We start from the raw sequence: 19,650 nt of genomic DNA on the forward strand, positions 1-19,650 counted from the left end.
TCTCTGCGGTACCGTGACGCTAGCCGGCGCGGCGAAACGCCGTCAACAGACCGAGGGGGCGGGCCATGGCCACCCTGTCCGACGTGGCGCGGCGCGCGGGCGTCTCGCCCGCCACCGCCTCCCGCGTGATCAACGGCAGCAGTAAACCCGTCACCGACGAGCTGCGCGAGCGGGTGCTCGCCGCCGTCGCCGAGTTGCAGTACGTGCCGAACGCGCACGCCCAGTTGCTGGCCCGCTCGCACCGCAGCGCGGTCGGCGTGATCGTGCACGACGTCTCCGACCCGTACTTCGCCGAGATCACCCGTGGGCTGCAACGCGTCGCCACCGACCAGGGCCGGCTGCTGATGATCTGCAACAGCTACCGCGACCCGGACCGCGAGTTGGAGTACGTGGAGCTGCTGCGCGGCCACCAGGTGGCGGCGCTGATCCTGGCCGGTTCCGGCTACCACGACGACGCGTTCACCCGGCAGCTCAACGAGAAGCTCGCCGCGTACGAGGCGACGGGCGGGCGGGTCGCGGTGATCGGCCGGCACGAGCACTCCGGCGACGCGGTGATGCCGGACAACCGGGCCGGCGGCTACCTGGCCGGGCGGGAGCTGTGCGAGCTGGGCCACCGGGCGATCGGCGTGGTGGCCGGTCCGCGCATCCTCACCACCACCACCGACCGGCTGGCCGGGCTCCGGCAGGCCCTCGCCGAGCAGGGCCGTGACCTGCCCGAGCGGCGGATCCGGTACGCCGAGTTCGACCGCGACGGCGGCGCCGAGGCCACCGCCCGGCTGCTCGACGCCGACCCGGAGCTGACCGCGATCGTGGCGCTCAACGACTCGATGGCCATCGGCGCGCTCGCCACCCTCCGGGCCCGATCGCTGGCGGTGCCGCAGCGGGTCTCCGTGGTGGGCTTCGACGACATGCCGATCGCCCGGGACGTGACTCCGGCGTTGACCACCGTGCGGCTGCCGTTGGTCGCCATGGGGGTCCGGGCGATGTCCCTGGTGCTCGGCGCGGAGGCGCCGGCGCCCCGCGTCGAGGTGCTTCCCGCCGAGCTGATCCGCCGGGACACCGCCGGCCCCGCCCTTCGGTCCACGTTGGACGCGACCGGCGCGGCGCCGCGCGCGCGTCGGGGTGACGCCGGCTCGTGACCGTGGCGAGCCCGACCCAGCGTCCGCTCACGATGGACGACGTGACGTACCTGGTCCGTGCGTCGTTCGGCCCGCACACGCGGGTACGCGACGGCGGCCCACTGACCGGCGGCGGCTACGCCACGGTCTGGTGGGCGCTGCTCGACGACGACCGCAGGGTGGTGCTGAAGCTGGCCCCGCCGGCCGGTACGCGGCTGCTGCGCTACGAGCGCGGGCTCTGCACGGCCGAGGCGCGGTACTTCCGGCTGGTCACCGAGCGGGCACCGGGGGTGCCCGTTCCTCCGGTGCTGCACCACGGCGCCGACCCGGCGTACGGCGAGTGGCTGGTCACCGGAATGCTGCCCGGCCGGTCACTGCGCCAGTTGGCCGAGGCCGGCGCGGCGGTCGACGACGGCTCGGCGCGGTACGACCTCGGCGCGGCCCTCGCCGCGCTGCACCGGGTCACCGGCGACCGGTTCGGTTATGACGGCGACCGGGCCAGCGGGGCGACCTGGCGAGCGGCGTTCACCGGGATGCTCGACGCGCTCCTCGCCGACGCCGCCGACTGGGACGTCCGGCTGCCGGTCACCCCGGACCGGTTGCGCGCGCTGGTCGGGCGGCACGCCGGCGCGCTGGACGAGGTACGCCGGCCGGCGCTGCTGCACTTCGACTGCTGGGACGGCAACGTGCTGACCGTGCCCGGCCCGGACGGCCGGCTGCAGTTGAGCGGGCTGGTGGACGGCGAACGGTTCCTGCACGGCGATCCGCTGCTGGATCTGGTCTCTCCGCTGCTCTACCGGCGGATCGAGGACGAGCCGGAGCATCCACTGCTGCGCGGCTACCGTGCCGCGGCCGCCGAGCCGCTGGTGCTGGACGCGGCGGCCCGCCGCCGGCTCGGTCTCTACCGGCTGCATCTGTACCTGCTGATGACGGTGGAGATGCCGAGCCGGGGCATGACCGCGCGGAGCCATCCTGGCCGGCATGCCCGGCTGGCGGCCCTGCTGGACGAGGAGATCGCCGCGCTCGTCCGGGACTGACGCGCGGGTCTCGTCACTACCCATGCTTCGCACCGGGTGTGCCGCACGGATGCGCCTCGGCACAACGGATTGTCCCGGGCCCGTCCCGGGCTTAACCTCCCCCGGTGCAGATTCGGGAGTTCGTCGACCAGGACTGGTCGCAGGTGTGGCCGATCATCGAGGAGGTGATCCGGGCACAGGAGACCTTCCCCTACGATCCCGCGATGACCGCCGAGCAGTCGTATGGCATGTGGGCGGAGGCGGCGCCGGGGCGGACCGTCGTGGCGGTCGACGGCACGCGGGTGCTCGGCACCGCGAAGATGGGCACCAACCGACCCGGGCCGGGCTCGCACGTGTCCACCGCGAGCTTCATGGTCGCCGCCGACGCGCGCGGGCGGGGCGTGGGCACCGCCTTGTGCCGAGACGCCGTGGTTTGGGCGCGCCACCAGGGGTACGTCGGGATGCAGTTCAACGCCGTGGTGGAGAGCAACCGATCGGCGGTCGAGCTGTACCGCCGGGAGGGCTTCGAGGTGGTCGGCACGGTGCCGGGCGCGTTCCGTCACCCCACCCTCGGCCGGGTCGGCCTGCACGTCATGTACCAGGAGCGGTGACCGGGCCTGCGGGTGCGGCGGAAACGCTGGCGGGTGCGTGGCCCTGCCAGGTGCCTGTCGAGCTGCCCCACAACTGGGGCAGCTCGACAGGCAGCCGTGGAACAGGCCGACTCGGAGGACGACGACCCGGGGTGGAGCCGGGGCTAACCGGCCCCTCCTACCGGGACGGCGACGGGCGACCGATGCGGCTCCGCGCCGGCTCGGCGGATCGGCGTGAACAGGCCACCGATCGCGACCAGCAGACATCCCGCCCCCGACACGATGGCGACCGCCGCGACGCCGTACCGGGCGGCGGCCCAGGTCAACGCGACCGCACCGGCCGGCCCGAGGGCGTAGTGCGTGCTCCAGAACGCCGAGGTGACCCGGCCGAGCAGATGATCAGGAGTGATCTCCTGGCGCAGGGACATCGAGCAGATCCCGCCCACGCTCAGGCAGCACAGGTACACGGCGGTGAGCGCGGTGACCGTCGGCACCGACGTCGCGAGGCCGACGCCCGCCACGGCGAGACCGCAGATCGCGTGCGCGCTGATCCAGGTGACGCCGAAGCCGCGCCGGCGGCGCAGCGGGGCCACCAGGAGCGCCCCGGCGATGGTGCCCACCGCCGCCAGGCCGAGCACCGTGCCGACGGTGCCCTCGGATCCGCCGAGGTCGTGCGTGACGTGGTAGATCAGCACGTCGGTGAAGCCGTAGGTCAGGAAGATGAAGACCGACAGCAGCACCGTCAGCGCACGGAGCACGGGTTGGCGCCACAGGAACCGCGCCCCGGCCAGGAACTCGACCAGCGGTCGCTGCCGGGTCAGCGGGGCGGCGTCGTCGGCCTGGACGGGTCGCAGCCGGATCAGCCACAGGCCGACCGCGGAGGCCGCGAAGCTCGCCGCGTTGACGGCGATCGCCACCGCCGGACCGAACCGGGCCGACACCACGCCGGCGAGCAGCGGCCCGAGCACGGCCGCTGCCGCGTACGTCGCCTGCAACCGGCCGTTGGCCTCGGTGATCCGGTCCCGGTCGACCAGGTTGCGGACCGCGGTCACCGCGGCGACCTGGAACATCATCCCGGCCGCCTCGCAGATCGGCAGCACGACGAAGAGCAGCCAGACCTGCGGCCCGGCGAGCCAGGCCAGTGGCACCAGGCCGTAGAGCACCAGGCGGGTGAGGTCGGCCACGATCATCAGGGTCCGCCGGTCGTACCGGTCGACCAGCACGCCGCCGAAGATCCCGGCGACGACGGACGCCGCGCCCGCGACGGCGGTGAGCAGGCCCATCCGGGCCACCGACCCGGTCGCCTGGAGCACCAGCAGCGGCACCGCGAGGAACGCGAACGAGTCGCCGGCCGCGGAGAGCGACTGCGCGATCCAGTACGTACCGAATGTGCGGTCCCGCCACAACGGAGGCCGGACCGCACCGGCAGGTCGGCTCATGGCGACGAGGGTAGTGGGCGCGGCCGCCCGCATCGGCTGTGCCGGGCGTCACACCAACCCATGTCACGAATCGTCGGGCGACACGCATCTCGTGGTCGTCACCCAACGAGAGAGGCCAGACGATGAGCACATCGCACGACGCAGGCACGGCCACCACGCACCGCGTGCTGGTCCTGGGCGCGGGGTACGCGGGCATGGCCGCGGCGATCCAGCTCGCGGCCCGCACCAGGGGACGCGCCGACGTGCAGGTCACCCTGGTGAACGCGCAGGAGCGGTTCACCGAACGGTTGCGGCTGCACATGGTGGCGACCGGGCAGCACCTGCTCGAGATGAACATTCCGGCGCTCCTGGCCGACACGGGCGCGCAGTTCGTCCGCGGCTGGGTCACGGCGGTGGACCCGAACGCGAAGACCGTCCGGATCGACGACAGTCGGGTGCTGCACTACGACACGCTGGTGTACGGGTTGGGCAGCGTGGCCGACACGGCGCTGGTGCCGGGGGTCGAGGAATACGCGTACACCCTGGACAGCGCCGACGACGCGGCGTCGCTGGCCGACCGGCTGGCGCGGCTCGCCAGCGGCACGGTCGTGGTCGCTGGCAGCGGCCTGACCGGTGTCGAGTCGGCCGCGGAGATCGCCGAGTGGCACCCGCAGCTGAACGTCGTGCTGGTGGGCCGGCAGGAACCGGGCGCCACCATGAACCCCAGGGCCCGGGCGTATCAGCGGGCGGCGCTCGAACGTCTCGGTGTCCAGGTGCGCAGCGGGACGGCGGTGACGAAGGTGCTGCCCGATTCGGTCGAGCTGGCGGGCGAGGCGACCATCGCGGCCGACGTCGTCCTGTGGACCGGCGGTACGCGGGTGTCACCGCTGGCGGCCGCCGCGGGCCTGACCGTCGACCAGGGCGGTCGTGTCGTCACCGACGCCACACTGCGGTCGGTGTCGCACCCGGACGTGTACGCGATCGGCGACGCGGCCGCGATCCGGCAGGGTTACGGCGTCATGCACGGCACCTGCCAGAGCGGCATGCCGACCGGCGTGCACGCGGCGGTGTCGATCGTCCGCGCGCTGGACGGCAAGCTGCCCAGGCCGTTCCGGTTCGGTTACTACCACACCCCGGTGAGCCTGGGACGGCATGACGCGGTCGTGCAGTTCACCCACCCCGACGACAGCCCCCGACGGGCGTGTCTGACCGGCCGCGCGGCCATCTGGTACAAGGAGACGGTGAGCGCATCCCCCTGGCCGACGTACCGCCGCATGGTGAAGCTGCCCTCCTCCGGCGCGTTCTGGCCGCGCGGTGGTCGCTTCACCCGCCTCCGGGACGCGCGGTGACCCGCCCCTACTCGGACGTCGACCAGCAGGTGTTCCACCGCCATCGCAACCTGCTGTTCTCGGTCGCCTACCGCATCCTCGGCTCCGCGGCCGACGCCGAGGACGCCGTCCAGGACGCGTGGATCAAATGGTCCGGGGCCGACCGCGCCCAGGTGGCCGACCCCAAGGCGTACCTGGCGCGCATCGTCGCGAATCTGGCGTTGCAGCGCCTGCGCTCCAGCCAGCACCAACGTGAGACCTACGTGGGTCCTTGGCTTCCCGAACCCGTCCTGACCGAGGGCGACACCGCCGATGCCGTCACCGACGCCGAGTCGGTGTCGATGGCGATGCTGGTGGTGCTGGAGACGCTCAGCCCGCTGGAACGCGCGGTGTTCGTCCTGAAGGAGGTCTTCGACTTCAGCCACGCCGAGATCGCGGTGGCGGTGGAACGCTCCGAGGCCGCCGTACGCCAGGCCGCGCACCGCGCTCGGGAGCACGTGCGCGCCCGGCGACCACGCTTCACCGCGGACCGGTCGCAGCAGCGCGGAGTCACCGAGCGGTTCCTCGCCGCCGCGACCGGCGGCGACATCAACACCCTGCTGGAGTTGCTGTCGCCGGACGTCACGTTGTGGACCGACGGCGGCGGCAAGGTCCGCCAGGCCCTGCGCCCGATCGTGGGCGCGGAGACGGTCGCCGCCTGGTTCGCGGCCATCGGCACCGTCACCTACCAGGGTGTCCGACCCGATGACATGCGCGCCGCCCTGGTCGAAATCAACAACGGGCCGGGCGTGGTGTTCAGCGGTGCGGGCCGGGTGATCGCCACCGTCACCTTCGACATCGGCGCTGACGGCCGCATCACCACCATTCACAACGTCGCCAACCCCGACAAGCTCCGGGCCGTCGGCGACGGCGCCACCCGCGACCTCACGACGAGCTGAGCCGGCCGCGGGAAGGATCCCGGCGGCCGGCCCCGGATCGGTGTGAGACGTGGTCAGCGCTGGCGCAGGGGTGCGAGCGCGGTGCTCCAGGCCACGACCTGGTCGAGGGTGACGCCGAGCGCGTCCCGCTGGTGCTCGTTGGGCTTGAAGACGCTGAAGTTCTCGAAGTCGGTGAAGAGCGACAGCGCGACCTGGGACCGCACGTCGGCCATCTGGAGCTCAGCGGAGATCAGCCGCAGGTGCTCGACGGCCCGCGCACCGCCGACCGAGCCGTAGCTGACGAAGCCGACGGCCTTGTTGTTCCACTCGGCGTAGAGGAAGTCGATGGCGTTCTTCAGGGCGCCCGAGGTGGAGTGGTTGTACTCGGGCGTGACCATCACGAACCCGTCGAACGACGCGATGGTCTCGGCCCAGCGCAGCGTGTGCGGCTGGGTGTACTGGCCCATCGCCGGCGGGTACGCCTCGTCGAGGTGCGGCAGGTTGTGGTCGAGCAGGTCGATCAGCTCGAACTCCGCGTCGGAGCGCTGCTTGGCGACCTCGAGGACCCAGCGGGCGACGGCTTCGCCGTTACGGCCCGGGCGGGTGCTCCCGAGGATGATCCCGATCCTGGTCATGGTTGCGCCTTTCAGAAGTCCTTGCCTGGCGACGAGAACGCTAGCCATTTGTTGCTTCGTCAAGCAACCTCCTGATCCATGTCGAGCATCACAGCGAGGGCGAGCAGTTGCTCGGTCAAGCAACTAGGATGGGGGCATGTCCGGCAACTCCGCAGAACCCCTTCGCCCCCTCAACCCCGACGAGGAAGCCCTGGTCCGCTCCCTGGGCCAGCTGATGTTCGTCCTGCCCCGGGCCATCGACGCCGACATGACCGGCGACCGTCAGCTGCCGCTGACCGAGTACACGGCCCTCCGGGTCCTCTCCGAGGCGCCGGGCCGGCAGCTGCGGATGCACGAACTCGCCGCGGAATGCCAGCTCTCGCTCAGCGGGATGACGCGCACCATCATCCGGCTGGAGACGCAGGGCCTGGTCGAGCGGGTCCGCAGCGAGCAGGACGCCCGCGGCTGGAACGCCGTCCTCACCGACGCCGGCTTCGCCCGGTTGGAGGAGTCCTGGCCGAGCCACCTGACCGCCGTGCGGCGGCGGTTCCTGGACCACCTCGAGGGCGTCGATCTCGTCCAGCTGGCCCGTGCGTTCCGGCAGATCGGCACGGCTGACTGAGCCGGGTGCGCTCACCCGCCGAGCAGCCGCGCGAACGGCGTCGGGTCGTCGTACGGGTCGGCGGGAGCGGGCGAGTCGCGCCGCTGGACCTCGCGGGCCAGCTCGCCGGCCGCCCGGTCGATCCGTTGCACCAGGGAGCCCTGGGCCGCGTCGCCGGCACCCCAGTCCTCCGGCGCCGCGAACACCCCGGTCGGCACCACGACCGCGCGCAGGTAGCTGAAGAGCGGTCGCAGCGCGTGTTCCAGCACCAGCGAGTGCCGGCCCGTCCCCCCGGTGGCGGCGATCAGGACCGGCTTGTCGATCAGGGCCGTGTCGTCGAGGACGTCGACGAACATCTTGAAGATCCCGTTGTACGAACCGGAGAACGTCGGGGTCACCGCGACCAGCGCGTGGGCACGCCGGACGGTGTCCTGCACCCGTTCCAGCTCCTCCGACGGGTACCCGGCCAGCAGATTGTTGACCAGGTCGTGCCCGTGGTCGCGCACCTCGATCAGCTCCACGTCGACCTCGGCGCCGAGCCGCTCCAGCTCGCGGCGGACCGCGTCGGCCAGCCGGTCGGCGAGCATCCGGGTCGACGACGGCTGCCGCAGGCCGGCGGACACGACGGCGATGGTGCGCTTCATCGAAGCTCCTCCCCCGCAGCGGCAACCGTCGCCGCCTTGAGCGAGGCGTGGGTCGGGGCGTCCGGGACGTGGGCGGGACGGCCCACCGCGAACTCCTTGCGCAGCACCTGCACGACCTCGCCCAGCATCTCGATCTGCTCCAGCACGGTCTTGCGGGGGACGCCAATGCCGTCGACGTTGAAGAGTTGGCGCTGGTAGTCGCCGCCGGCGTACTCCCGGAAGGTCAGGGTTCGGTCGATCACCTCCTGCGGGCTGCCGACCAGGAGCGCCGTCTGCCTCATCGTCTCCTCCAGGGACGGCCCGTGCCCGTACGCGGCGGAGTTGTCGAAGTACGGACGAAACTCGCGGACCGCGTCCTGGGAGTTGCGCCGCATGAACACCTGCGCGCCCAGGCCCACGATCGCCTGATCCGCCGGGCCGTGCCCGTAGTGCTCGAACCGTCGGCGGTAGAGCTCGACCATCCGCTGGACGTGCGCCTTGGGCCAGAGCAGGTTGTTGTGCAGGAACCCGTCGCCGTAGTAGGCGGCCTGCTCGGCGATCTCCGGGCTGCGGATCGAGCCGTGCCAGACGAACGGGGGCACCCCGTCGAGCGGGCGCGGCGTGGAGGTGAACGACTGCAGCGGAGTGCGGTAGCGGCCCTCCCAGTCGACCACGTCCTCGCGCCACAGCCGGCGCAGCAGGTCGTAGTTCTCGATGGCGAGAGGGATGCCGGCGCGGATGTCCTTGCCGAACCACGGGTAGACCGGGCCGGTGTTGCCACGGCCCATCATCAGGTCTACCCGGCCGTCGGCGAGGTGCTGGAGCATCGCGTAGTCCTCGGTGATCTTCACCGGGTCGTTCGTGGTGATCAGCGTGGTCGAGGTCGACAGCAACAGCCGCTCGGTACGCGCCGCGATGTAACCGAGCATGGTGGTCGGCGACGAGGGCACGAACGGCGGGTTGTGGTGCTCGCCGATGGCGAAGACATCCAACCCGACGTCCTCGGCCAACGTGGCGTACTCCAGCACGGCCTTGATCCGCTCGTGCTCCGACGGCATCCGCCCGGCCACCGGGTCCCGTGCCAGATCCCCCACGCCGAAGATTCCGAACTGCATCTGAAGTCGCCGCCTCACTCGTACCGGTTGTGCCTGACGCTCGTCAGCAACCCGGGACACACGCGGCAGATTCCTTGACCAGTCAAGTACTTACGTGACGGCGGTCACGTGGAGCGAGCGGGCGGCTCAGCCGGGCAGTCGGCCGAGCGCGACCAGGGCCCAGGTGAGCAGCCCGAACGCGCCGGTCGAGGCGACGGCCCGGACCACGTTGCCGCGCACCCAGGCAGCCTCGAAGCCCTCCCGCAAGCCGGCCAGGTCGGCGACCCGGTCGACGTCGCCGGCCTGCGCCAGCACGTTGTTGAGGGGCACGTTGACGACGGCCGTGACGCCGAGCACCACCAGGTACAGCAGCAGCGCGGCGACGATCCACGGCAGCACCGCGCGGTGCCCGGCGTCCAGGTGCAGTGCCGCCGCCAGCAGCGTGAACACCAACGCACCGCCGAAGCAGACGGCGAACCACCCGTTGAGGATGGACTCGTTGATCCGCTGCATGGCGAGCACCAGCGTCCGGTCGTCGGTGCGGGCCAGGCCCGGCATGACCGCGTACGAGAACGCGGTGAACAGCCCAGCGGTCAGACCGGTGGTCACGGTGGCGGCGAGCAGGCTCGCGGTTCGCAGGACACTCATCTCACACCGCCCAGACGCTGGTCGCGGCGGCGGCCCGGGCGTACCCGCTGAAGTCAGCTGGGTCGCGGCCGAGAGCCCGCCGCACGCCGTCGGTCAGGCTCGCGTTGCGACCGTCGAGCACCGTGCCGAAGAGGTACGCCAGCAACGCCACCGTCTCCGCCGGCACGCCGGCACCGCGCAGCGCGTCGGCGTACTCCGCCGGGTCGACCGGGACGAACCGGATCGGTCGGCCGCTGGCCTGGGCGATCTCCGCGATCGCGTCGGCGAAGGTCAGCAGACGCGGTCCGGTCACCTCGTACACCTCGCCAGCGTGGCCCTCGGCGGTCAGCGCGGCCACCGCGATGTCGGCGATGTCGTCGACGTCCACGAACGGCTCCGGCACGTCACCGATGGGCAGCGCCACGGTGCCCGAGCGCACCGCGTCGGTCAGGTCCCCCTCGCTGAAGTTCTGTTGGAACCAGCTCGCCCGGACCACCGTCCAGGTGCCACCGGCGTCGTCGAGCACCTTCCGGACGGCCTGTTCGGCCTGCTCGGCCTCGGCCTCGCCGCGCCCGGAGAGCAGGACCACGCGGTCCACTCCCCCGGCGACGGCGAGCCGGGTGAACGCGTCGACCGCCGGCACCGCCCCGGGCACCGCGAGGTCGGGCTGGTAGCTCAGGTACACCGACCGGACGCCGGCCAACGCGGCCGGCCAGGTGGCCCGGTCGGTCCAGTCGAAGGGCAGAGCGCCGGCGCGGGAGCCGAGCCGGACCGGCAGCCCTCGGGCGGCGAGCCGGGCGGCGACCCGGCGGCCGGTCTTGCCGGTGCCACCCAGGACGAGTACGGGGGAGGTTTCAGTCACGCCTCCATTGCACTGGCCGGCGAACGCTTCGACCATGCGTCACACCGTCGGGTGCATACGCAATCGTCTCGCGGTCGCGCCCCGGCCGGGTGTCAGCCTCGCCGACCCGGCCGGAGCGCGACCGGTGTCACCGGGCCGGCGCGTAGCGGGCCAGCGGATTGGTCAGCGTGCCGACGAACTGGAGGGCGGCCGACGGGTCGGCCAGGTCGATCATCTGCTGGTTGTCGCGCAGTTGCAGCCGGTTGAGGCAGGACAGCGCGAACTCCGGGGCGAACAGGTCGTAGCGGCGGGCACGCTCGGCCAGGTGCGGCACCCGGTCCAGGTAGTCGGCGGCGCAGGCCGCGACCGTACGCCAGAAGGCGTCCTCGGCCAGCACTCCGGCCTCGACCAGCACCGCGTTGAGGTGGCGCAGGAAGCAGTCGACCACGTCGGTGAAGATGGTCAGCAGTTTGGTGTCGTCGGGCACCTCGACCCGGATCCGCTCCACCGCGGGCGGCAGCTCGACCTCGGTGCTCATCACCGCGATCTCCTCGGCGATGTCCTTGAAGATCACCCGCTCGACGGTGTCCCGCTCGTCGAGGACCAGGATGACGTTCTCGCCGTGCGGCATGAACGCCAGATCGTGGGCGTAGAAGCTGTGCAGCAGCGGGGTCAGGTAGGCGTCCAGGTAGCGGCGAAGCCACACCTCGGGCGCCAGCCCGGACCGGGCGATCAGCTCCGCGGCCAGCGAGCCGCCGTCACTGTCCACGTGCAGCAGCGCGGCCATGGTGGTCAGTCGCCGGCCCGGCGCCAGGCCGGGGACCGGACTCTCCCGCCACAGCGCGGCCAGCATCTTCCGGTACGGGGAGGTGCGGTCGGTGGCCGCCTCGTACTGCCGGTGCCGGTAGCCCACCGCGGCCCGCTCCCGGATGACCGTCAGCCCGGTGCCGGCCAGCACCTCGTCCCCCGCGATCAGGTCCGCCAGCCAGTCGTTGATGGCCGGCGTGGCCGCCATGTACGCGGCCGACAGACCGCGCATGAAGCCCATGTTCAGCACCGACAGCGCGGTCTTCACGTAGTGCCGGCCCGGCTCGGTGACGTTGAAGAAGGTGCGGATGGACTGCTGGGCGAGGTACTCGTCCGACCCGGGGCCGAGGTGCACGAGCCGCCGCTCGGCCAGCTCGCCGGCGAAGGTGACCGCCAGCTTGTTCCACCACTGCCACGGGTGCGCCGGGATCAGGTGGTAGTCGGCGAGATCCAGCCCCAGGCCGGCCATCGTCGCGGCGAACCGGGCCCGGGTGTCGACGTCCAGCTCACCCTCGATCAGCGTGTCGTAGTCGAGGTCGGCGGCGCTGCTGAACGTCGAGTGGTCCCGGTGTGCGGCCAGCCACTCCAGTCGGACCGGCGCGGCGGCCTCCGGGGCGTACCGGTGGTACTCGTCGACGCCGAAGCCGAGCCGGCCGTTGTTGGCCACGAAGCAGGGGTGGCCCTCGGTCATCGACGTCTCGATGGTCTGGAAGTCCGCCCCGGCCAGCTCGGCGGCGTCCGGCGCGGGGCGGGCCAGCTTGTACGCGGTGCCGGCGAGGGTGGAGGTGATCTCCTCCAGGTAGACCGGAAGCACCCGCGCGGAGAGCCCGAGAGTGTCGCGCAGCTCGACGATGAGGTCGACCGCGTCGGGCGGCAGGGCGACCCCGTCGCGGTGCCGGGTGATGCTGTCCGGGTCGATCTGCCAGTGCGCCAGGGCGAACACCCGCGCGGCGAACCGGTAGGTGACCGCGCCGTCGTCGCTGCGGACCTCGTACCACTGCCGGTCGTCGGTGGTGACCGGGACGGGCTCCGGGGTGATCAGCCGTTCGTGGGTGAACTCGGCGAGCGCCTTGCGGACCAGCAGCCGGTTGGCCCGGGCCCAGCGCTGCGGGGTGAGATGCCCGACCGGGTCGACGGCGGCCGAGGCGGCGGCGGAGGACGGCTGGGTGGGGACGGCGGTGGCGGTCACGCCGGGGCTCCTTCGGTTCGGGTGGCGGCTGCGCGGTCTGTGGCGGCCCGGTCGGCCGCTGCCTGGTCGGTCGCGGCGTGGAACCGGGCCCGGGTGCAGACGCTCAGCAGCGCCTCCTTCTCGGGCTTGGCGATGGCGCCGACGACCTCGAAACCGACGGCGGCGTTCAGCGCGTGCACGGCGGTGTTGCGCACGTCCGGCTCGACCACCACCCGGCGGGTCGCCGGGTCGGCGAAGAGCCAGGCCATGACGGTGGTGATGACCGCCCGGGTGAAGCCGTGCACGGGGGTGCCGGTGGGCGCGCAGAGGAAGTGCATGCCCACGTCGCCGGGCTGGGCGTCGTACAGGCCGACCAGCTCGACGCGCGCCGGGTCGTAGCGTTCGGCCAGGAAGGCCGGACGTCCGTCGCACAGGCCGAGGTACGCGTCGTGGTGCGGGTGGGCGGCGATCCGCCGGTACTCCTCGGCCACCCCGGCCGGGTCGGCGTCCTGCATCAGCCAGAACGCCGCCTTCGGGTGGGTCACCCAGGCGTGCAGCAGCGCGGCGTCGGCGTCCGGGTCGAGGGTACGCAGCGTGAACTCACCGAGCCGGTCGTCGACGCGGGTGTAGACGACGGTCACGACGCCACCCCGGCGGGCGCGCCGAACTCCTGGAAGGTGATGCTCTTCTCGATCGGGTAGTGCTCCCGGCCGAGCAGCTCCCGGATGATCCACGAGTTGCGGTACGCGCCCATGCCCAGGTCCGGTGAGGTGATGCTGTGCGTGTGGGTGCCCGCGTTCTGCAGGAAGATGCCCCGGCCGGTGTGGTCGATGCTGTAGTTGCGGGCCACGTCGAATCGGCCGCGCGCGTCCCAGCGGATCCGGTCGCGCACCGGCGTGAGGAACTCCGGCACCCGGTAGTGGTAACCGGTCGCCAGCACCAGGCCCTCGGTCCGCAGGGTGAAGTCGCGCTCCTGCTCCACCTGACGCAACCCGAGCGTGTACGCCCCGTCGTGGTGGTCGGCGCCGGTCAGCTCGGTGTTGGTGAGCAGCCGGGTGTTCACCGGCCCGTCGACGCTGTGCGCGTAGAGCAGGTCGAAGATGTCGTTGATCAGGTCCGCGTTGATCCCCTTGAACAGCCCCTTCTGCTCGGACTCCAGCCGGTAGCGGGTCGCCTCGGGCAGCGCGTGGAAGTAGTCCACGTAGTCCGGTGACGTCATCTCCAGAGTCAGCTTGGTGTATTCGAGGGGGAAGAACCGCGGCGAGCGGGTCACCCAGTTCAGTTGGTAGCCGTACCGGTCGAGGTCGCCGAGCAGGTCGTGGTAGATCTCGGCGGCGCTCTGCCCGCTGCCCACCACGGTGATGCTGCGTTTGGTGCGCAGCGCGTCCCGGTGCTCCAGGTAGCGCGAGTTGTGCACCGCGTCGCCGGGCAGCGCGGCGACGGCGGGCGGCAGGTGCGGCGGGGTGCCGGTGCCGAGCACCAGGTGCCGGGCCCGGTATTCGACCGTCTCCCCCGCGGCGGTGCTGGCCCGCACCACGTACCCCTCGTCGGCGGGGTCGTACTCCACGGTGGTGACCGTCTGGCCGAAGCGCAGGCTCGGCAGCTTCGCCGCAGCCCACCGGCAGTAGGCGTCGTACTCGCTGCGCAGCGGGTAGAAGCTCTCCCGGATGTAGAACGGGTAGAGCCGGCCGATCTCCTTCAGGTAGTTGAGGAAGGAGTACGGCGAGGTGGGGTCCGCGAGGCTGACCAGGTCCGCGAAGAACGGGGTCTGCAACCGGGCCGACTCCAGCAGCATGCCGGGGTGCCAGGCCAGGCTCGGCCGGGCCTCCAGGAACACCCCGTCCAGCTCGTCGATCGGCGCGGTGAGGCAGGCCAGGCCCAGGTTGTACGGGCCCAGCCCGATGGCGATGAAGTCGTGGGTGGACATCCGGCCCTCCAGGCGCGGGTTCGCCGGCATCAGCCGACGTGGCAGGTCAGGTCGGCGGCGGTACGGTCGTGCACGTACCGGCCGGCGTGGGTGGCGATCAGTTCGAGCACGTGCCCGACGTCGTCGAGAGTCGTGGCCGGGTTCAGCAGGGTGAACTTCAGGAAGTGCCGGCCGTCCACCCGGGTCCCGGCGACGAGCGCGGCGCCGGAGGCGGCCAGCGCCTCCCGGGCGTGCAGGTTGGCCGCGTCGGCGAACTCCCGGGCAGGGCCGGTGGGCAGGTAACGGAACACCACCGTGCTCAGCTCCGAGCGGGTCACGACCTCGAAGCGGGGATCCTCGCTGACCAACTCCCAGGCGTCGGCGGCCCGGTCGACCACCTCGTCGAAGAGCGCGCCGAGCGCGTCCGGGCCCATCACCCGCAGGGTCAGCCAGAGCTTCAGCGCGTCGAAGCGGCGGGTGGTCTGCAGGCTCTTGTCGACCTGGTTGGGGATCCGCTGCTCCACCATCCGCGCCGGGTTGAGGTAGTCGGCGTGGTAGGTGGCGTGGCGTGCCGCAGCACCCGCCGGTCGCGCACCAGCAGCGCGCTGGAGCTGACCGGCTGGAAGAACGACTTGTGGTAGTCGACGGTCACCGAGTCGGCCCGATCGATGCCGTCGAGCAGGTGCCGCCGGGTCCGCGAGACCAGCAGGCCGCAGCCGTACGCGGCGTCGACGTGCAGCCACACCCCGGCTGCCGCGCAGACCCCGGCCAGGTCGGCGAGCGGGTCGATGGAGCCGAAGTCGGTGGTGCCGGCGGTGCCGACGACCGCCATGACCACCAGCCCGGCCTGCCGGCACCGGGCGATCTCGTCGCGGACGGCGGTCGGGCGGATGCGGCGCTGCGGGTCGGTGGGCACCGCGAGCACCGCGTCCGGGGCCAGGCCGAGCAGCTTGGCGGACTTCTGCACGCTGAAGTGACCGGCCGCGGAGGTGAGGACACGCAGGCGGGGCAGCAGGTCGGCGCGGGCCGCCGGAGTGGTCGCGGCGGCGCACGCCTCCTCCCGGGCCAGCAGCAGCGCATGGAGGTTGGACTGGCTGCCCCCGGTGGTGAAGACGCCGTCGGCGGTGGGGCCGAGGCCGACCCGCGCGGCGGTCCAGTCGATCAGGCGCCGTTCGATGAGGGTGGCCCCGGCGCTCTGGTCCCAGGTGTCCAGGGAGGAGTTCACGGCGGTGAGCACCGCCTCGCCGAGCAGTGCCGGGATGGCCACCGGGCAGTTGAGGTGGGCGAGGTAGCGGGGGTGGTGGAACCAGACGGCGTCGCGCAGGTAGACGTCCTCCAGCTCGTCCAGCGCGGCGTCCGCGTCGCCCAGGGGTCGGTCCAGGTCGACGCCATCGACCACGGGCGCCAGCTCGGCCGGGGTGATCCCGGTGCCGGGCCGGTCCACGGTGGCCACCCGGCGGGCGACCCGGTCGACGCCGTCGGCGAGTGTCCGCCGGTACTGCTCGACCGAGTCGCCGTGCAGCAGCTGGGCCCGCGCGACTGCCGGCGCGGTGGCCGGTGCCGATGGCGGCGCGGTGGTCTCGACGGGGTACGTCGGCAGGGTCACGGATGTCCTCCACGTTCTCGACGATGGGCAGCCGGAACCGTCCCCCGGCGCGGTCGAGCGCCGGGGGCCGTGCTGCCTTCGATTGGGTCGCCGGTCAGGCGGTCATGGCGTCAGCTGATCTTCTTCGCGTTCCGGATGGCGGTGGCGAGGTTCTCCAGCAGCGGCGCGGAGCCGGCGTACGAGAAGCGGGGCACCGTGTCCCACGGGGTCACCTGGTTGGCCTTGACCGCCGGCAGCTGCTGCCAGGTGGGCTTGGCGGTGAGGTCCTTGGGCTGCAGGGCGGTGCTGCGGTTGTCCAGCAGGATCAGGTCGGCCGGGAACTTGCCGGCGTTCTCCCAGCTCAGCGCCTCGAAGTAGTCGCCGGCTTCGAGCTTGGTGGGGACCACGATGTCCACGCCCAGCTCGGCGAAGTACATCAGGTCGGTGCTCACCTTGGGGTTGGAGACGTAGAACAGGTCGGGGCTGCCGGAGCAGGCCATGACCTTGATCGCCGGGTTGGCCTTGACGGCCTGGCGGACCGCCTCGGCGCCGGCCTCGAAGCGGGCCTTTGCGTCGGTGACCTTCTTCGCGGACAGGTCCGCGCCGAGCGACTCGGCCAGCGCGGCGTACCGCTCGATGGGCTTGGTCATCGGCACCCGGGCGGTGGTGATCGCCACGCTCGGCGCCAGCGGCAGGATCTTGGTCTTGCTCTCGTCCGGCACGTACCAGAGGGCGTCCGGGTCGTACATGTGCGTGACCAGCAGCTCGGGGCGCAGCGCCGCGTACTTCTCCAGGCTGAACTCGCCCCACACGTTGCCGAGGATCTCCACGGCCTCGATGTTCAGGTCGCCGGCCTGCGGTTCGGCCGTGCCGTCGGCGCGCTTGGTCTCGCCGAACACGCCGACGAGCTGCTTGTCGAGACCGAAATCGATCAGTGCGGCCGCTACCCCCGTGAAGGCCACCACGCGGGTCGGACGAGCCGCCACCTCGATCTTCTGGTTGCGGTCGTCGGTGAACGACCAGGGGCCACTTCCGTTGCTGGCGTCGGGCTTCTGGGCGTCGTCCTTGCCACAGCCGGCGAGCAGGGCGGCCAGCGTGGCGGCGCCACCGGCGGCCAGCAGGCCACGACGGGAGAGGCGACGGGCGGACAGGGCATCGGGCATGGTGTTGTCTTTCGATCAGGGGACGGCCGGGGTCGACCAGGACGGCGGGGTTAGGTTAGCCTAACCTCGTTCGTTGTCAACATCGGTACGTCGTGTCGCCACACCCCGGAGCCCACACTGGACGCCACACCCTCCGTCACCAGACCGGCACCAACCGTGCCAGCTGACCTGGCGGCACCACCCCTCGCACCACCGCCGGTGCGGCGCGGTCGCGACGCGGCCCGCGCCACCGGCCTGATCGGCGCCGTGGCGCTGCTCGGCGTGGTCCTGCTGCTCAGCATCGCGGTCGGCGCGAAGTCCATGTCACTCGGCGACGTCTGGTCCGGGTTGCTGCACCGCGACGCCACCGAGTACGCCGTGGTGCACCGGATGCGCCTGCCACGCACCCTGCTCGGGCTGATCGCCGGCGCGGCGCTCGGGGTCGCCGGCGCGGTGATGCAGGCCCTCACCCGCAACCCGCTCGCCGACCCCGGGCTGCTCGGCATCAACGCCGGCGCCTCCGCCGCCGTCGCCTCCGCCGCCGCCTTCCTGGGCGTCACGGCCATCGGCGGGTACGTCTGGTTCGCGCTGCTCGGCGCGGCGGTGGTCACCGCGCTGGTCTACGCCGTGGGTGGCGGACGCGGGGCCACTCCGGCCCGCCTCGCGCTGGCGGGCGCGGCGCTGAACGCCACCCTCTACTCGTACGTGAGCGCGGTGATGCTGCTGGACACCGCCTCGCTGGAGCGGCTGCGGTTCTGGACGGTCGGCTCACTGGCCAGTGCGGACTCCGCGACCGTGACCCGGGTGCTGCCGTTCATCCTGGTCGGCCTGCTGGTCGCGCTCGGCGCCGCCCGCCCGCTGAACGCCCTCGCGCTCGGCGACGACGCCGCGCGCGCCCTGGGCGCCCGACCCGCGCTGATCCGGGCCGCCGTGATCGTCGCGGTGACCCTGCTCTGCGGCGCGGCGACCGCGGCCTGCGGCCCGATCGTCTTCGTCGGGCTGCTGGTGCCGCATCTGGTCCGCGCCCTGATCGGCCCCGACCTGCGCTGGCTGCTGCCGTACTGCGCGGTGCTCGCACCGGTGCTGCTGCTCGGCGCCGACGTGCTGGGCCGGGTGCTGGGCCGGCCGGGTGAACTCCAGGTCGGCATGGTCACCGCCGTGCTGGGCGGCCCCCTCTTCCTCTGGCTGGTCACCCGCGGACGGGTGGCCCACCCATGACCGTCCTCCGTACCCCGGGCGGGCTCTCGCTGCGCTTCCGCCCCCGCGCGCTGATCGTCGGCGCCGGTGCCGCGCTGCTCGCCGCCGGGCTGGGTCTGGTCGCCCTGGGCAGCGGCGACTACCCGATGGGCGCGGCCGACGTGCTGCGCACGTTGACCGGCGGCGGCACACCGGCCGAGCAGTTCATCGTCGGGGAGCTGCGGCTGCCCCGGTTGGTCACCGCCCTGCTGGTCGGCGCGGCGCTGGCGCTGGCCGGCACCGTGTTCCAGTCCCTGGTACGCAACCCGCTGGGCAGCCCCGACGTGCTCGGCTTCACCCAGGGCGCGGCGACCGGCGCGCTGGTGGTGGTCGTCCTCGGCGGCGGCAGCCTGGCGCTGGCCGGCGCGGCGGTGGCCGGCGGGCTCGGCACCGGCGTGCTGATCTACGCGCTCGCCTGGCGGCGCGGGGTGCACGGTCACCGGCTGATCCTGGTCGGCATCGGCGTCGCCGCGATCCTCACCGGGGTCAACGGCTACCTGCTGACCCGGGCGCCACTGATGGACGCCGCCCGCGCCGTGCTCTGGCTCACCGGCAGCCTGGACGGCCGGGGCTGGGCCAACGCCGGGCCGCTGCTCGCCGTCGTGGCCGTGCTGGCACCGCTGGTGCTCATCGGCTGCGCCCCGGCGCTGCGAATGATGGAACTGGGCGACGACACGGCCAGCGCCCTCGGCGTGCCGGTGCGGCTGCTGCGCCTGGTGCTGCTCGCCGCCGCGGTGCTGCTGGTCTCGTTCGCCGCGGCCGCCGCCGGGCCGGTGTCCTTCGTGGCGCTGGTCGCGCCGCACGTGGCGAAGCGGTTGACCCGCGCGCCGGGCCCGAACCTGGTGCCGTCGATGGCGGTCGGCGCGGCGCTGCTGGTCGGTGCCGACCTGCTGGCCCAGCGTGCCTTCACCGGGCACCAGCTTCCGGTCGGTGTGGTGACCGGGGTGATCGGCGGCGGCTACCTGGTGTGGCTGCTGGCCATGGAACGCCGGGCGGGTCGGCTGTGAACACCCGCGACG

Annotated in this window: 18 protein-coding genes and 1 pseudogene; 8 read left to right on the plus strand and 11 right to left on the minus strand. The window is 72.5% G+C overall.

Annotated features, from left to right (window positions below; translation table 11 throughout):
- Positions 1-65: 65 nt before the first annotated feature.
- The 3 genes from ABZU69_RS01070 (at position 66) to ABZU69_RS01080 (ending at position 2,745) form a co-directional block, all read left to right on the plus strand.
- Positions 66-1,139, plus strand: coding sequence for a LacI family DNA-binding transcriptional regulator (locus ABZU69_RS01070; protein ID WP_354962372.1), 1,074 nt, complete (start codon positions 66-68; stop codon positions 1,137-1,139).
- The gene (locus ABZU69_RS01075) at positions 1,136-2,155 is read left to right on the plus strand and encodes an aminoglycoside phosphotransferase family protein (protein WP_354962373.1); all 1,020 of its coding nucleotides are present in this window, start codon (positions 1,136-1,138) and stop codon (positions 2,153-2,155) included. The genes ABZU69_RS01070 and ABZU69_RS01075 overlap by 4 nt, the downstream gene beginning before the upstream one ends.
- A gap of 104 nt (positions 2,156-2,259) precedes the next feature.
- On the plus strand, positions 2,260-2,745 hold the full coding sequence (locus ABZU69_RS01080) for a GNAT family N-acetyltransferase (RefSeq protein ID WP_354962374.1): 486 nt from the start codon (positions 2,260-2,262) through the stop codon (positions 2,743-2,745).
- Between the two features lie 143 nt (positions 2,746-2,888).
- Here the strand turns inward: ABZU69_RS01080 and ABZU69_RS01085 are convergent, their stop codons facing one another.
- Positions 2,889-4,163 carry an MFS transporter gene (locus ABZU69_RS01085; RefSeq protein ID WP_354962375.1) on the minus strand — a complete coding sequence of 425 codons (1,275 nt, stop codon included), beginning with the start codon at positions 4,161-4,163 and terminating at the stop codon, positions 2,889-2,891.
- A 122-nt stretch (positions 4,164-4,285) separates the two neighbouring features.
- Here ABZU69_RS01085 and ABZU69_RS01090 point away from each other — a divergent pair, with 122 nt between their 5' ends.
- Together ABZU69_RS01090 and ABZU69_RS01095 are read left to right on the plus strand one after the other, a co-directional pair.
- Positions 4,286-5,491, plus strand: a complete 1,206-nt coding sequence (locus tag ABZU69_RS01090) for an FAD-dependent oxidoreductase (RefSeq protein WP_354962376.1) — start codon at positions 4,286-4,288, stop codon at positions 5,489-5,491.
- Positions 5,488-6,408: an RNA polymerase sigma-70 factor gene (locus ABZU69_RS01095; protein ID WP_354962378.1), complete on the plus strand. Its 921-nt coding sequence runs from the start codon at positions 5,488-5,490 to the stop codon at positions 6,406-6,408. Before ABZU69_RS01090 ends, ABZU69_RS01095 begins: the two co-directional genes overlap by 4 nt.
- Before the next feature lie 53 nt (positions 6,409-6,461).
- Here ABZU69_RS01095 and ABZU69_RS01100 read toward each other — a convergent pair whose 3' ends face one another.
- Positions 6,462-7,022, minus strand: coding sequence for an NAD(P)H-dependent oxidoreductase (locus tag ABZU69_RS01100; protein WP_354962379.1), 561 nt, complete (start codon positions 7,020-7,022; stop codon positions 6,462-6,464).
- Positions 7,023-7,158: 136 nt separating this feature from the next.
- Here ABZU69_RS01100 and ABZU69_RS01105 point away from each other — a divergent pair, with 136 nt between their 5' ends.
- Entirely contained in the window at positions 7,159-7,623 is a 465-nt protein-coding gene (locus tag ABZU69_RS01105) for a MarR family transcriptional regulator (RefSeq protein WP_354962380.1), read from the plus strand.
- Between the two features lie 11 nt (positions 7,624-7,634).
- On the opposite strand, the gene ABZU69_RS01110 is transcribed toward ABZU69_RS01105, so the two are convergent.
- The 9 genes and pseudogenes from ABZU69_RS01110 to ABZU69_RS01150 all read right to left on the minus strand — a co-directional run bounded on the left by ABZU69_RS01110 (position 7,635) and on the right by ABZU69_RS01150 (position 17,416).
- Positions 7,635-8,246, minus strand: a complete 612-nt coding sequence (locus ABZU69_RS01110; RefSeq protein WP_354962381.1) for an FMN reductase — start codon at positions 8,244-8,246, stop codon at positions 7,635-7,637.
- On the minus strand, positions 8,243-9,340 hold the full coding sequence (locus tag ABZU69_RS01115) for an LLM class flavin-dependent oxidoreductase (protein ID WP_354962382.1): 1,098 nt from the start codon (positions 9,338-9,340) through the stop codon (positions 8,243-8,245). The genes ABZU69_RS01110 and ABZU69_RS01115 overlap by 4 nt, the downstream gene beginning before the upstream one ends.
- A gap of 126 nt (positions 9,341-9,466) precedes the next feature.
- Complete coding sequence (locus tag ABZU69_RS01120; protein WP_354962383.1) at positions 9,467-9,967, minus strand: anthrone oxygenase family protein; 501 nt, start codon at positions 9,965-9,967, stop codon at positions 9,467-9,469.
- Between the two features lies 1 nt (position 9,968).
- A complete protein-coding gene (locus tag ABZU69_RS01125; protein ID WP_354962384.1) occupies positions 9,969-10,808 on the minus strand; it encodes an NmrA family transcriptional regulator in 840 nt (279 codons plus the stop codon).
- A 127-nt stretch (positions 10,809-10,935) separates the two neighbouring features.
- Positions 10,936-12,783 (minus strand): IucA/IucC family siderophore biosynthesis protein, encoded by a 1,848-nt coding sequence (locus tag ABZU69_RS01130; protein ID WP_354962385.1) that lies wholly within the window; start codon positions 12,781-12,783, stop codon positions 10,936-10,938.
- The gene (locus ABZU69_RS01135; protein ID WP_354962386.1) at positions 12,780-13,403 is read right to left on the minus strand and encodes a GNAT family N-acetyltransferase; all 624 of its coding nucleotides are present in this window, start codon (positions 13,401-13,403) and stop codon (positions 12,780-12,782) included. The genes ABZU69_RS01130 and ABZU69_RS01135 overlap by 4 nt, the downstream gene beginning before the upstream one ends.
- Positions 13,400-14,689, minus strand: coding sequence for a lysine N(6)-hydroxylase/L-ornithine N(5)-oxygenase family protein (locus tag ABZU69_RS01140; protein ID WP_354962387.1), 1,290 nt, complete (start codon positions 14,687-14,689; stop codon positions 13,400-13,402). Before ABZU69_RS01140 ends, ABZU69_RS01135 begins: the two co-directional genes overlap by 4 nt.
- Before the next feature lie 29 nt (positions 14,690-14,718).
- Positions 14,719-16,193, minus strand: a pseudogene (locus tag ABZU69_RS01145) (aspartate aminotransferase family protein).
- A gap of 191 nt (positions 16,194-16,384) precedes the next feature.
- A complete protein-coding gene (locus ABZU69_RS01150) occupies positions 16,385-17,416 on the minus strand; it encodes an ABC transporter substrate-binding protein (protein WP_354962388.1) in 1,032 nt (343 codons plus the stop codon).
- A gap of 246 nt (positions 17,417-17,662) precedes the next feature.
- Between ABZU69_RS01150 and ABZU69_RS01155 the strand changes: the two genes are divergently transcribed.
- Together ABZU69_RS01155 and ABZU69_RS01160 are read left to right on the plus strand one after the other, a co-directional pair.
- Positions 17,663-18,613: an iron chelate uptake ABC transporter family permease subunit gene (locus ABZU69_RS01155; protein ID WP_354962588.1), complete on the plus strand. Its 951-nt coding sequence runs from the start codon at positions 17,663-17,665 to the stop codon at positions 18,611-18,613.
- Complete coding sequence (locus tag ABZU69_RS01160; RefSeq protein ID WP_354962389.1) at positions 18,610-19,638, plus strand: iron chelate uptake ABC transporter family permease subunit; 1,029 nt, start codon at positions 18,610-18,612, stop codon at positions 19,636-19,638. Before ABZU69_RS01155 ends, ABZU69_RS01160 begins: the two co-directional genes overlap by 4 nt.
- Positions 19,639-19,650 lie beyond the last annotated feature (12 nt).

The sequence above is a fragment of the Micromonospora sp. NPDC005206 genome (genome assembly GCF_040608175.1).
Lineage (GTDB): Bacteria > Actinomycetota > Actinomycetes > Mycobacteriales > Micromonosporaceae > Micromonospora.